Origin of the sequence: Streptomyces luteogriseus (assembly GCF_014205055.1) — a bacterium.
Classification (GTDB): Bacteria; Actinomycetota; Actinomycetes; order Streptomycetales; family Streptomycetaceae; genus Streptomyces; species Streptomyces luteogriseus.
In genome coordinates, this window is the sequence record NZ_JACHMS010000001.1 from 35,422 (window position 1) to 49,046 (window position 13,625).

Sequence of the window (13,625 nt, forward strand, 5' to 3'; positions counted from 1 at the left end):
CCGGACCATGTGCGGTGCTGGCGCAGGCCGTCGAGCTTCCCGCGCCCGGGCCCAGGGATCGAAAGACAGTCCGATCTCCCCCCATTGGCCGTTCCCGGCAGATCAGACGGGCAGTTACGGTCCAACCATGGACGAGCTGACCAAGATCTTCCATCGGGCCGCCGAGCACGCCACCGCCTACCGCCGCTCGCTGCCCGAGCGGCCGGTGGCGCGGCCCGTCGACCACGCGGCACTGCGCGCGGCGTTCTCCCGCCCTTTGAACCGCTCGCCCGCCGACCCGCTCACGGTGGTCGACGAGTTGGTGGTCGCCGCCGAGCCCGGACTCGTCGCAACTGCGGGGCCGCGGTTCTTCGGGTTCGTCGTCGGCGCGGCGCTGCCCGCGGCCACCGCAGCGGAGATCCTCGCCGCCGGATGGGACCAGAACGCCTTCAACGCGGCTCTCTCGCCCGCCGCGCTCGCCGCGGAGGAGGCGGCGGGCGGCTGGCTGAAGGACCTGCTCGGCATTCCCGCCACGGCGTCCACCGGGTTCGTCACCGGCGGACAGGCGGCCAACACCGCGGGGCTCGCGGCAGCCCGACAGCATCTGCTCACCGAGGCCGGCTGGGACGTCGGACACAAGGGGCTGGGTGGCGCCCCGCGTCTGCGGGTGGTCGCGGGCGAGGAGCGCCACGCCACCGTCGACCGCTCGCTGCGGCTGCTCGGCCTGGGCACCGACTGCCTGGAGACGGTCCGCACCGATGGACGCGGCGCCCTGGATACCGACGACCTGCGCCGCACGCTGGCGTCCGACCGGGGCACGCCGGCGATCGTGTGCACCCAGGTCGGCAACGTGAACACCGGCGCCTGCGACGACCTCCGTACCGCCTGCGATCTCACCCACGCCCACGGCGGCTGGGTGCACGTCGACGGCGCCTTCGGCCTCTGGGCGGCCGCGAGCCCGGCGAACCGTCACCTCGTCGACGGCGTCGAGCTGGCCAACTCCTGGGCCTGCGACGGCCACAAGTGGCTGAACGTGCCCTACGACTGCGGCTACGCCTTCTGCTCCCGCCCCGCCGTCCATGCCGATGCTCTGTCGTACACCGCCTCCTACCTCACCCGGGCCGACGGCACTCCGGCCGGCGGCGCCGACTTCACCACCGAGTCCTCCCGCCACGCCCGCGGCTTCGCCACCTGGGCGGCGCTGCGTGAACTCGGCCGCGACGGCGTCGCCGCGCTCGTGGACCGCTGCTGCCTGCTCGCCCGCCGCTTCGCCGACGGCCTGTCCACGGCGGGCTTCGAGGTGGTCAACGACGTGGTACTCAACCAAGTCCTCGTCAGCTTCGGCGACGACGCCCGCACTGACCACGTCGTGCAGGCGGTCCAGAACGACGGCACCTGCTGGATGGGCGCAACCACCTGGCGCGGCCGACGGCTGATGCGCATCTCGGTGTCCGGCCACAGTACGACGGAGGCCGACGTCGACCGGTCGATCGCGGCGATCGTGCGGCTGGCGCGGGCGTCCTAACCCTGGCGGCACTCACCCCGTCACTCCCTCGATCCCTAGTCGCTGGCCGAAATCCCGACCTGCCTCTATGCCTTCACCCGCCCGAGTGGCGGGCCGTCAGGGGCTGTCGCCGGTCCACTCCCAGCGGTCCGGGTCATCGAGTCGCGGATCGACGAATACGAGCGGCCGAACTGAGCTCGCGGGAGCAGCCGCGAACAGCCCAGAGGACCTCGAGGCCGCAACTTGTCGGCGCGCACTTCACCTCCGGCAGCCGCGCGGCCGCCAGCAAGTAGCAACCCCGCCACCAGTCGGCAGGTCGCGGTGACACGGCGTCATGCTGTAGGTGCCCAGTCGCTGGTCCTGGAGGTCGACCGCGCCCAGCCACTCATCGGGGTTCAGCCCCAGCAGGGTGACGGAGGCAGATGTGTCCGGCACTCGTGGCGCCACCTGACTGCCATAGATGTGCGGGTGGGCGTCGGGCATCCATCGGCGCGGGGCTGGCCGCCGGTCGGCGCGGAACAGCGGCCCGCTGACGCGGTATCACCAAGACTCCGGCGCCCTCTGGGCCTGCCGTCAACGAAGTTGTCGCCAGGTGCATCCTGGTAGACTTCCCGGCCTCGATCCGCAGCTGTGGCACTGCGGCTGTGGGGCACGGCAGAGGCCGTCCGGTGCCCCGGGCCGGGCCCAGCGCAAGATCTCCGCTCACGCGTTGAAAGGTCTTGCCGTGGACAGGTTCGAGCAGAATGAGAAGACGCCGGTAACCGAAGGTGTCTGCCTGCTGACCGTCGTCAGCCCGCGCAGAGATGAAGGCAACAGCCCGACCGGGATCGTCGGCCGGTGGCTGGCTCGACAACTGCTCGCCATGGGTTGCCATGTGCGGGTGATGGCCGAGCCGGACCAGTGCGGTGGCTGGCCTGACGCGGTGCACGTCGTGGAAGGGTCCATCACCCGGCCGCTGGAGTGTGCCCGAGCCTTCGACGGTGTCGAGGCGGTTTTCCTCGCCGGTGCTCATCCGTCGACGGTCCAGGACGCCCTCACTCTGGCGCGAAACGCCTCCGCCCGTAAAGTCGTTCTGTTGTCGTCTCACGGGCCGGAGTACGAAGAGGCGAATCCGCCGGAGACCTGGTTCTGGCTGGCGATCGAGAAGGCGGTGGAGCACTCGGGCATCGCCTGGACGCACATCCGGCCGTCGGCTGTGATGGGTGCCGTCATCGAGGGCACCTACCCGGCGACAGGTTCGGACTGGCCTGACACCGCCCGCGCCGACGGGGTGGTCCGGGAGGCTTTCCTCAACCAGGGCCACTACCCCTTCATCCACGAGCAGGACCTCGCCGCCGTCGTGGCCGAGGCACTGATCAGCGACGATTACACCGGGACGGTCGTCGAGGCTGTGGGCCCGCCGCTGAGCACGCGTTCACGGATACAGAGCATCGCCACCGCTCTCGGCCGCGACATCGACACGGTCGATCTGGCAGCGGACGACAGTCGGGCGATCTGGCGACGTCGTGGCTGGCCGGACGGTGCGATCGACGTGACGCTGTACGCGCTTGAAGAGTACGGCGCCCGCTTCGCCGAACTCGTTCAGTGGACACTCGACCAGCGGCCGTCCGTGCAGGACATCATCGGCCGCCCACTGCGCACCTATGACGACTGGGTGAGCGAGAACATCGACTCATTTCGCTGACCTAGGCGTGCTGAGCACATTTTCCCGCCGGGGGCCTCCACTGTTCAAGGACGTTGACACATGACGTCACCCCAAACCGAAAAGCTCAGTAGCTGGTTAACCAGCTGCCCGTCGGGCGCTGTCACGTTGGTTGGCCGGGTGGGATGATCTTCTGGTTGATCGTGCTGGAGGGGGCTGCCGGTGGGGACCGTGTCGCCGTCGTACAAGGGGCACCGGTACCCGGTCGAGGTCATCTCCCACTGTGTGTGGCTGTACTTCCGCTTCCCGCTGTCGTTCCGCGAGGTCGAGGAGCTGATGCTCGAGCGCGGAGTGACCGTCTCTTATGAGACGGTGCGGCGGTGGTGTGGCAAGTTCGGTCAGCAGTACGCAGGCGCGCTGCGCCGCCGACAGCCTCGACCTGGAGACAAGTGGCACCTGGACGAAGTCTTCATCAAGATCAACGGTGAGCAGCGGTACCTGTGGCGGGCCGTCGACCAGGACGGCAACGTGTTGGACATCCTGGTGCAGAACTGCCGGGACAAGGCCGCGGCCAGGCGTTTCTTGCGCAGGCTGATGCAGAAGACCGGTGCGGTGCCGCGGGTGATCGTCACCGACAAGCTCCGCTCCTACAGCGCGGCCCACCGCGAGGTCATGCCCTCCATCGAGCACCGCCAGTCGAAGTACCTGAACAACCGGGCCGAGAACAGCCACCAGCCAACGAGACAGCGCGAACGGGCGATGAAAGGCTTCCGTTCCGTGGGCGGAGCACAGCGGTTTCTATCCGCGTTCAGCGGCATCACACCCCACTTCCGACCCCGCCGCCATCTGATCCCCGCACACGACTACCGAGCCGAAATGACCGTCAGCTTCGCAATCTGGGAGCAGATCACCGGAGTCGCCGGCCTGCCCACCGCGCCGTGAGCACAGCCGGAACCCGCCTCCACCACGCCCCGGCACACCGTCAGACACCCCCACACCCAACAACGTGACAACGCCCGCCTGGGCTCTCCGTTGCGTGAATTTCACTTCCTGCCACCGGGCACGCCAGGCGTCTGCCAGGTCGGGGCGACAACGCGGTGCCGGGGCGTCGGCGGGTGGAGGCAGCGGGTTGCTCACCACGCTGACGAACTCCAGCAGTGAGTCGATGGAGGGCAGCCGTTTCCCGGACAGCGCCTCGTTGATACCGGCCTTGGTTAATCTGGGCCGCACCGACGCCTTGGTGATCACCTCGTACGAAGGCGCGCCGAAGGCGATGTGCAGCCGGTTCAACTCCATGGCGAAGTCGCGCAGCGCCGCGTCAGACGCCGCAATCGCCTCGGCATCCTCCGTGTCGACCTCAGACTGGTTTCACCCACCGCCAGCGCCGCCACGGCGTCGCCCCGGTTCGGTGACGGCACGCGCACCACTACGGCTCTCCGTTCACCTTCCGGCACGAAGGGGCGGCATGGATGACGTGGCGCACGGTGCACAGGTAGAGCGGGCGACCGGCCGGGACTCGGGTGTCGGGCGGGATGGTGAACGGACGGCGGTTGTCGATGTTGTCCTGGACCTCGATGCCGGAGAGCAGCTGCTGCAGGACGTTGGAGGCGCGCGGCGGGTTCTCCGGATTCCAGACCCGGCCGATCGCGGCCGCGGCCGCACGGAACGCGTCTCGCCCCGAGTCTCTGTCGCTGTGCCGGTCGGTGGAGAACGCCACATACGTCAGGTCGACCGCTGTGAACGTCTCCAGGCTGGCGGACTTGCGCAGCTCCGGGTACTCGATCAGGACGTTGGCGTCAGCGGTGAGGAACGGGAACTCCCGCACCTCGCCGGCACCGCACCGGCCCTGTACGGCGTTGAGGACCCGGGGCAGCGCGTTGCCGCGGGCCGCGTACAGCGTGATCCCGTCGGTCCTGCCCAGTGTGCAGATCCTGGCGGCGAGCTCGTCCAGCCGGTCCTGGACACCGAACTGTTCCCGGGGTGAGTCGCGGATGATGGCGGGAGGCTGAAGGGTGACGTGCCGCGTGCGCAACTCCTCGTCCAAGTCCTTCTTCAGGTTGGTGCTGTAGCGGTCGCGGTCGTCGTAGATGACGAGAGCCTTCACCCGCCGCAGTTCGACGACGCGCCGCGCCAGGGCCCGCGCCATGTGGCGGCTGGTCGGCTGTGTCTGGAAGTAGTGCGGCGCCTCGGTGGTCATGAAGTCGCCGGTGACCGAGGCCCCAATGACGGGCAGGTCTGCCGACAGCTGGTTGATCGCCTTGACGGACTCGTCCCGGCTCTGAGCGATGCCGATCACCGCGGTGATGGTCGGGTCGTCGGCCGCCAGCTCGTTCACCCGCTTCACGACGGTGGGGGCCTGCCGATAGGCGTAGCCCACGTTGGCGACCAGCATCCGCAGGCCGGGCTTGGTCGAGTCGAACTCGAGTGCCTGCTCGTTGTAGCGCTCCATGGCCTGCACGGCACCGCGCAGTTGCAGCACTCCCGGCGGAGTGAGCTGTCCGCTCCCCCCTTTCGGGTCGGCGGTCAGCGGAGCGAGGAAGACGACGGTGGCGTACGGGCTGCCGTGGCGTTCCACGGCAGCGTTCTGACGCCGGACGCGGTCCTGAAGATCACGCAGGAGCTTCTGGTCGGCCGAGCGTGTGAAGTAACAGGCGTCCTGTGCACGCGGCTTCTCGGTGTCGACTCCGACGCGCACGCCTGCTGCCGTCCAGGAGTCCCGGCACGGAGGGTCCGGATCCGGTTTCAGAACGAAGCCCAGGGAAATCAACGCGCCCAGCAGCACCATGGTCGTCAGCCAGCCCGCGTAGGCGGACCAGCCGCTCACCCGGCGCACCGGCACGGCCATGTAGCGCTCCAGCCAGTCACGGACGGCCGCCCTTGCCGGTCCCCCCAGGGCGACCGTCAGCTGCCCGTCCCGCTCGGTTCCGGGCGGCAGGGCTTTGCCCGCCAGCAGCTCCTGCAGTGCGTTGGCGCCCTGCTGGGCCGACCGGGCACTTCCCTCGGAGTCGCCGTCGGCGGCGTCCTGCGAGTCCGCGACGCCGTCCGGAGCCGGTACCGGACTGGCCGCGATGAACAGCATCGGCACCGCGCGACGCCGCAGCCGCCGCGGCCAGGTGTCACGCTCTCTCGTCCGCAGTGCAAGGAAGGCGTCAAGCAGACGCTGGGCGGGCGCGCCCTCGGTGTCGCCGGTGTGCGGCAGCAGCACGGTGAAGGGCCAGATCCGGCGACGTCGGCGCGGGTTGAACAGCCCCCGTCCGGTCGCCCGGGTCAGATCCATGGCGAGCGCTTCGAGCAGCAGGCTCTGTCGCAGCGCCGCGTTGTGCCGCAGGGCCCCTTGAACCCCTAGGTGCACGGCCGCATCAAAAAACCCAAGGGCGGGGACGTTGGCACGGCCCACCTGCTGGGCGAACCACCGAAACCGCTTCGTCCGGTTCAGCCACCAGCCGTAGAACCACTGTGTGGGCAGGGCGACGAGGAGAATGAAGAAGATCCCCAGCTTCTGCATCACGCCGTCCGCGTTCACGAGCTCGCGCAACTGGGGCAACCCCGGCGTGCGTTCCTGCCACTCCTCGTACAGCGCCCTGACTAGGATCTTGCGCTGCTGATGGGGCAGCCCCACGCCGACGTCGGTGTCCAGCACCGTGCGGCAGACCCAGTAGGTGGGCAGAGGGAGCCCGGCGTCACCCCGGGTGAGCGGAGGCATCGTGCTGTCGAACTGCTCTGCGATCTTGTCCATCAGCACGACGTCGGGCTCGGGTTCAGGGTCGTCAACCGCGTGATCGAGGATGTCCCGGCCCACGACTGCGTGCGGGACGATGCCCTTTCCGTCCTGGCCCCTGAGCCGCTTTCGATACGCGTTGACGTACCTTGTTCCCAGCCCGGAGCCGTCCTCGAACACGACCACCGGCGGTTTACGCCTGTCCACCGGGGACGACGCCAGCGCGTCCAGCGCGCCCGTCAACCGGTGCACACCGTCCAGTGGCGGAAGGTCAACGCCCAACTCTTCACCTCACGTTCGACTGAGACCAACGCCCATGAGACTGGCAAGGATTGCGACTCGTTTCCTGAGATGACCGTTAAATCGCAAACATAGATATATTCGCTCCGTGTGCGGACCGAGAGCGACAGCACAAAAACCGAGCGCGACAGCAAAACAGGGGTTCTGCCGACCGACGCCTACCGGGCCGAACATAATGGGCCAACAGGTGGCATCTCCGCTGAAACGAACAGCAATTCGAAGGGTTCCGTGCATGGGGTTACCTCTGGGGGGCGGCGGATCCGCTCGACGGCCGGGGCACGGTCACTGGCCGGCGGCGAGTCTTCTAGGCGGACTGTCCGTGGAGGCCCGCGAGCAGATAGTCCGGCTGGGACGGCCGGTGCGCTTCGAACGGGGCGAGCGGCTGCTGCGGGAGGGCGAGTACGGCTCACACGTGTTCCTCCTGCTGAGTGGCTGGTACAAGGTGCTGGCCAGGACCAAGGACGACCGGGAGGCGCTCCTTGCGGTCCGGGCCGGCGGTGACCTCGTCGGCGAGCTGGCCTGTTTCGACGCGCAGCCCCGGGTGGCCACTGTCGTAGCCGCCGTTACCGGCAGCGCCAAGCTGATAGGACGCCAGCAGTTCCTGGACTTCCTCGCGTCATACGAGGAGTCGGCGCGGGCCGTCATGTGTGCGGTGGCCGGGAAGCTGCGCTGGGCCACCCGGCGGCGCCAGGATTTCGGCAGCTGCCCGGTGGAGACACGAGTGGCCCGTGTCCTGCAGGAACTGGCGCGGGCGTACGGGCAGCCCTGCGCCACCGGGGTCTCGATCGGGGTGTCGCTGACCCAGCCGGAGCTGGCGGAGCTGGTCGGCGCCTCAGAACCGAGCGTGCACCGGGTACTGCGCTCCCTTCGTCAGCAGGGCATCATCGAGACCGGCTACCGCCGTGTCCTGGTCAGGGATGTGCCCGAACTCTCCCGGATCGCCGCGACCGACGCGGACACCGCTCACCGGGTGGTCCCCGCGGACACCAACCACAGGATCGCCGCGAGGACCATCGCACCCACCCAGCCGACAGCACGGGTCGTGTAGTCGTTCTTCAGGGCGACGATCCTCGCGATGGCGTGGGCCGTCGCCCATGCCTGAGCCGTCAGCCGCCCGTTGTCGGCCCCCGCGTGGTCCGCCGCGTCCAGGGAATACCTGTTCGGCTCCGAATGTCGCCCCTTACGCGGCCGGATCACCTGCACCAGCAGGTAGCCGGACACGGTGAAGGTGAGGACGTAGGCGAGGAACGCCAGCCAGAACAGTGCGGCCGGCAGGTCGGTCGGCGCCGGAGCACCGACCGACCCGACCTGCGCGGACACCACGGCCGCGAGCCCCACGTGCACCGGGACCAGGGCCCCCGCCTTGGCATCCGCCTGCTGTGTGACCTGCTGGAACGACGCCATCGCGGCAACCGCCGCCGCCAGTTCCCGGGCAGCCGCGTCATGTTCGGCCATCACTCAGTGTCCGTCGTGGTGGAAGGGGTGGTTGTCGTGGAAGTGGTGCCCGGGGTCGTGGTGGACCGGATCATCGTGATGGGGGTCCGGATGGTAGGGGTCCGGGTGGTACGGGTCGGCGTGGTACACGTCGGCGTCATGGCCGTCCTGGTCATGCGGCGCGGCGTAGTGCGCGTCCTGGGCATGCGAGTCGGCGTGATACGCGTCGTAATGGTGCGGGTCGACGCCGTGAGGGCCGGGGTGGGGCGGGCCCCCATGATGCGGGGTGGTGGGATGAGGACCGGGGAGCCTGACGTCCGCGTGGTAACCGCTCCCGTGATGCCCGCTCCCAGGATGGGCACCTGGCGGGTGCCGCCCCGGGTGGTGGGCGTCGACGCGGTGGCCGTCGCGCGGTTCGGTCTCGTCCGGGCCGTCGAAGTCGCCGTCCCCACCCTCGTACGACCCGCCCGTGGCGCAGCCCGGGAGCACCCACTCCCGCAGCGTCTGGCTGTGCGAGACCGCCGCGGCCGCCAGATGGGCGGCCCCGAGCGCCGGCACGACGAACTCGCGCATCGCCGTACGCGTCGGTGAATGCCCCCAGATCACCGGCTCCGCCCGGCGGTCCGGGACCGGAGCCGAGGGCGGCACGTGCAGCCAGGCGCCGCACGCGAAGTCCTTCTTCACGACGGCCACGTCGATCCGGCGGAACTCGGTGGCCAGACCGAGCCCGTCGGGCAGGATGACGTCCCGGTACATCTCGTCCGGCACGGCCAGCGCCAGGTCGCTGCCCGCCTCCTCCTCAAGGACGTCGCGCAGCCCGTCGGAGTCAACCAGCCGGTTGACCAGCACCACGGAGTCGCCCAGATACCCCCGGTCGGCCCGCGAGACCGACCCCAGCGCGAGAGCCGCCCGCATCCGCATCCGGCCGAACGAACCGGGCGTGCGATTCGCCTGGTAGAGGCCGTCCCGCAGGCCGAGGACCAGTGCCGGGACCACGCGCACCGCATCGATCCTGGCCGGGAAGACGACCATCTGGCCGTCCCCCTGCACCTGCTGCTGGGCACGGACACGCAGCACCCGGGCCCGGCGCAGCGCGTGTTCGACCACGAGCCGGAGCCGGTACTGCGCGTCCTCCTGGGCACGGTAGCCACCACGGCTGTAGTGACGCAGGTCGACGGCCAGACACAGCCGCCTGCGGTAACGGGCCATCACATCCTCGTCAATTCGGCGACCAGGTCACCGATCTCGTCACCGGCGCGGTTCAGCAGTTCGTCCAGCCGGGTCAGTTCGCCACGGCGCCGTTCGACCGCCTCCTCGCCCTGGTCCAAGGCCTCCCGGGCGGAGTCCACACTGCGGGTGAGCTCCTCGATGCGGGAGGCCATGCCCTGGGTGATCTCCTTCCGGATGGGCTCCACGCTCTCCGCGGCGAAGGCGCGGGCGGCCTTCTGGGCCTCCTTGGGGGCCGCCAGCCGCAGCTCGCTGGCCATCGCGCGGCCGATCTCCTCCCGCATCTTCTTCTCCACCCGGTCACCGGCGCTGCCGCCCTGGAAAATGCCCTGTGCGATCCAGGCGGCGAGGAGCGTCGGCAATCCGAACGGGGTGGCCATCCAGGCCAACAGGATGCCGAGAGCCGGCAGGACGGTGCGCAACGCCTCCTTCGGCCCGAACCGCACTCCGACCAGGGCACCCGCCGGCCCGCTGAACCAGAGTCCGACCGCACCCGTCAGGAACCGGATCAGTGGCTCGCTCTCCCGCCCTTCGGCCGGGACCAGCGTCCCGCTGTTCCCGTGCAGGTCGACTCGCAGTTTCTCCAGGGCCGCTTCGAAGGAGGTCAGTTCGGCGTTCATCCGCTCGGCAAGCTGCTCCAGGTCCAGCTCGATCACGGGCGCCAGCGACTCGGTCACCCAGAGGGCGACCTTCTCCTCCAAGGCCTTCACCGTACCGGCGGCGATCTCCTCCGCCACCTGCTTCGCGCGCTCCTTGGCCTTCAGGGGGTTCAGGCCGAGCTTGGTGGTGATCTCGACATCCTGCGCGATCACGGGCGCCTCGTCGGCCGCGGCTGCGAGGAAGCCCCCGAGCAGGGTCTGAACCCGGTCCTGCAGCACCCGGGTCTGATTGCGGATCTCCAGGGTGATCTGCTGCGCCTGCGCCTGCAGGTCCCTGAGCGGCTGCTGGGCGGCGGCCCAGCGTCGTTCCAGATCATCGCTCTCCGCCTCGAGCATGCTCAGCTCGGAGGGGATGTTGCGGCGCAGTTCCTGTGCGATGCCGTCCAGGGAGCGGGCCGGGGTCAGCAGCTTGACCTTGTGCCGCTCGGTGGAGAGGTACCGTTCCAGTTCCCACTCCACCGCGTCCACTCCGGAGCGTCGGAACGCCTCATCGTCCTCGGCCGTCCGGGCCCGCAGCGCCGACTTGGCGTCGACGAAGAAGAACCGGTTCCGGTCGCGGTCCTCTCCGCGCAGATCGGTGATGCGTCGCCGGGCGGCGGCAACGACGTCGTCACGCTCGTGGTCGTCGATGGCGTCGAAGTAGGTGAACACGAAGAACGGGTCGTGCGCGCTCAGGCTCGTCTTCAGGAAATCGGACTCACTGATGCTCATCGGGGCGATCGCGTGCTGCAGGAAGATCACCGCGTCCGCCTTGCCGAGATGCGTGACCGTGATCTCGTTGTGGCTCTGGTAGGCGTTCAGACCGGGCGAGTCGATCAGTACGACGTTGTGGCGGCACAGTTCCAGCGGCCAGACCAGCTCGGCCTTGACATACGGGCTGCGCTCGCCGCCCGCTGTGTTGTTCACCGTGATGAGTTCGACGAGCCGGCCCGGGTCCACGGCCTCCGGTTCGACCGCGTCCTCGGTCCACAGCAGCGCGGCCGGCGACTCGCCGAACCTGACCTCGGTGATGACGGCGGTCGCGGCGATCGCCTTGACCGGCAGCACACGGTCTCCCAGCAGGGCATTGAGGAAAGTGGACTTCCCGCGGTTGAAGTCGCCGACCACCATCACGTGGAAGGCCTCGTTCTCGATCCGTTCGAGCAGTGCCGTCACCGCCTTGACGGCGCCGTTGTTGCCGATCTGCTCGGCGGCCTTCTCCATCCGGCGGCACATCTCGGCCAGCCTCAGCCGCTGTTCGTCGGCGGCCGCGTACCCGCTCTCTTCGCTGGTCATGGTTAGGCCGTCCTCTTCCTTGTTCATCGCTCTTCCTCCTCGTCCCTGCACGCCGAGGCGAGTACGGACCGGATGTGGGTGGCCAGCTCCGCCGCGTCGCTCGCCAGGCGGGCCCAGTCCGTGCCGGACGCCGATGCCGACTCAACCGCCGCCCGCCGGGCATCCGCCCAGGCCCGGTGGGACTCGCGGAGCCGGGCGAACACATCCGCGTAGACATCACCGAGCGCATCGACGGCCCGGCGCTGGAAGACCCCCGCGCTCTCGTCGACCGCCCGCACCAGGACGGCGTCGACCTCGCGGCGCTGTTCCTCGGCGGCGTTCCTGACGTAGGCCTCGGCCAGCAGCCCGCCGACCAGGCTGAGGACACTGCCGTAGAGCATCGGCGGCGGGCCGGACGGACCCGAGTCCGCACGGCCGCTCTGGCTCTGGCGGGCCGTGGCGATCAGCAGTCCGAGGATCGAACCGCCCTGGGCGCCCAGCCGAGTGATCAGGCGGGTCCTGGACAGGCTCGAGACCTCACCGGCAATCTCCGGCTCGGTGGTCAGCTCCAGTGTCCCGGGCAGCGGGCTGCGCGCCGCACCCGGCAGCCTGCGCGCCACTTCCCCGTCCAGCCAGTCGGTGTCCGCCGCCATGCCCGGCAGCAGGACCGTGCGTTCGCAGCTCCTGGCCAGCAGCGACAGTTCCTGCCCCAGCCGGACGGGAAGGTCGCGCCCCCACCAGGTGCCCGGGTCGGAGGCGCGCTCCAGGTCCCAACGCAGCCGCTCGATGATGCCGTCGCGCCCCTTCTGGACGTGCTCACGCAGCCGGGTGCACAGATGAAGCTGCCGGCTCGTCAGATCCACCCGGAGCTGCTCCCACTGCCGGCCCTCGCTCTCCTGCAGCGCCCGCTCCGTCCTGGCCCGCTCCGCGGCCTCCTCCTCCGGGAGCCGGCCGACCGCCTCGGCCTCGGTGGCGATCCGGGCCATCGCCTCGCAGTGGTCCGCCACCTGCGCCGCGATGCCCCGGTCACGCCACAAGGCCCGTTCGCTGTCCCGCGCGTATCCCTCCACCAGACCACGCAGGGCGGCCAGTTCGGGCTCTCCGCCGCCGGGCACCGGGGCGGTGAGCACGGGCAGCCCGCCCAGGTCCGCGACCCGCTTGCCGAGGTCCCGTACGGACTCCTCGCGGTCGTCGCCGTCCACCAGGTCCAGCATGGTTACGACGACGGCCACGAAGGGAACGTGCCGGCACAGCACCTCCTCCTCCAGGAGGCGCCGCTCCGTGATGCTCATCGGCGAGAGGGCGGAGACCACGAACAGCACGGCGTCGCTGCCGGCCGCGGTCCGGCGCACCTGCTCGAACTGTTCCTCGGTACCGGAGTTGACCCCCGGCGTGTCCACGAGCTCGGCGTCCAGACCGGCAAGCCAGTCGTCGGCCACCGCCAGAGTCACCTCGGGCTCCGGGGCCCCGGCGAGAGCACCCGGTTCCGGTTCCGCCGGGGTGCCGGTCAGCCCGTCCCAGATGCCGTCGTCGTCGAGCTTGCGCAGTTCGCGGCGGCCGTCCGGCCGGCCGAGTATCAGTCCCTCCTCGTCACAGGCCCGGATCACCACCGGTGCCCGTGTGACCGGGAGCGGACCGGTCGGCAGCAGATCCCGGCCCAGGAGCCGGTTGATCAGGGTGGACTTGCCGCGGTTGAACTCGCCCACCACGGCGATCCGGAACGCGGGCCGACCACGCCCGGCGGCCAGCAGGTCAAGCGCCTCGCGGATGTGCTCCTGACCGTGGTCCTCGGCGAGCCGGCGCGCCTCCCGCAGCCAGTCGGGCGTGACGGTGGCGATTTGGGGGGTGGGGACGACGGACGCGCCCTTGGGCGGTGCGCCCGCCGAGGGCGGGGATGTGCTGCTCACG

9 protein-coding genes are annotated in these 13,625 nt (G+C 69.8%); 4 read left to right on the top strand and 5 right to left on the bottom strand.

Annotated elements, in window-relative coordinates; translation table 11 throughout:
- Window positions 1-127: 127 nt before the first annotated feature.
- The 3 genes from BJ965_RS00175 (at window position 128) to BJ965_RS00185 (ending at window position 4,067) form a co-directional block, all read left to right on the top strand.
- Window positions 128-1,504 carry a pyridoxal phosphate-dependent decarboxylase family protein gene (locus tag BJ965_RS00175; RefSeq protein ID WP_184906759.1) on the top strand — a complete coding sequence of 459 codons (1,377 nt, stop codon included), beginning with the start codon at window positions 128-130 and terminating at the stop codon, window positions 1,502-1,504.
- Window positions 1,505-2,207: 703 nt separating this feature from the next.
- Window positions 2,208-3,167, top strand: a complete 960-nt coding sequence (locus BJ965_RS00180) for an SDR family oxidoreductase (protein WP_184906760.1) — start codon at window positions 2,208-2,210, stop codon at window positions 3,165-3,167.
- Window positions 3,168-3,347: 180 nt separating this feature from the next.
- On the top strand, window positions 3,348-4,067 hold the full coding sequence (locus BJ965_RS00185; protein WP_184906761.1) for an IS6 family transposase: 720 nt from the start codon (window positions 3,348-3,350) through the stop codon (window positions 4,065-4,067).
- Window positions 4,068-4,551: 484 nt separating this feature from the next.
- Here BJ965_RS00185 and BJ965_RS00190 read toward each other — a convergent pair whose 3' ends face one another.
- Window positions 4,552-7,125, bottom strand: coding sequence for an ABC transporter substrate-binding protein (locus BJ965_RS00190; protein WP_184906762.1), 2,574 nt, complete (start codon window positions 7,123-7,125; stop codon window positions 4,552-4,554).
- 337 nt (window positions 7,126-7,462) lie between these two features.
- Between BJ965_RS00190 and BJ965_RS00195 the strand changes: the two genes are divergently transcribed.
- On the top strand, window positions 7,463-8,191 hold the full coding sequence (locus tag BJ965_RS00195) for a Crp/Fnr family transcriptional regulator (protein WP_313666666.1): 729 nt from the start codon (window positions 7,463-7,465) through the stop codon (window positions 8,189-8,191).
- Here BJ965_RS00195 and BJ965_RS00200 read toward each other — a convergent pair.
- Genes BJ965_RS00200 through BJ965_RS00215 form a run of 4 tightly spaced genes read right to left on the bottom strand, consistent with a single transcriptional unit; the run spans window position 8,107 to window position 13,624 of the window.
- Window positions 8,107-8,598: a hypothetical protein gene (locus tag BJ965_RS00200; protein ID WP_184906763.1), complete on the bottom strand. Its 492-nt coding sequence runs from the start codon at window positions 8,596-8,598 to the stop codon at window positions 8,107-8,109. The two genes, BJ965_RS00195 and BJ965_RS00200, sit on opposite strands and share 85 nt — an antisense overlap.
- Before the next feature lie 3 nt (window positions 8,599-8,601).
- Window positions 8,602-9,786: a hypothetical protein gene (locus BJ965_RS00205; RefSeq protein WP_184906764.1), complete on the bottom strand. Its 1,185-nt coding sequence runs from the start codon at window positions 9,784-9,786 to the stop codon at window positions 8,602-8,604.
- A complete protein-coding gene (locus BJ965_RS00210; RefSeq protein WP_184906765.1) occupies window positions 9,786-11,738 on the bottom strand; it encodes a dynamin family protein in 1,953 nt (650 codons plus the stop codon). Before BJ965_RS00210 ends, BJ965_RS00205 begins: the two co-directional genes overlap by 1 nt.
- Window positions 11,739-11,761: 23 nt before the next feature.
- The gene (locus tag BJ965_RS00215; RefSeq protein ID WP_184906766.1) at window positions 11,762-13,624 is read right to left on the bottom strand and encodes a dynamin family protein; all 1,863 of its coding nucleotides are present in this window, start codon (window positions 13,622-13,624) and stop codon (window positions 11,762-11,764) included.
- Window position 13,625: the final 1 nt, after the last annotated feature.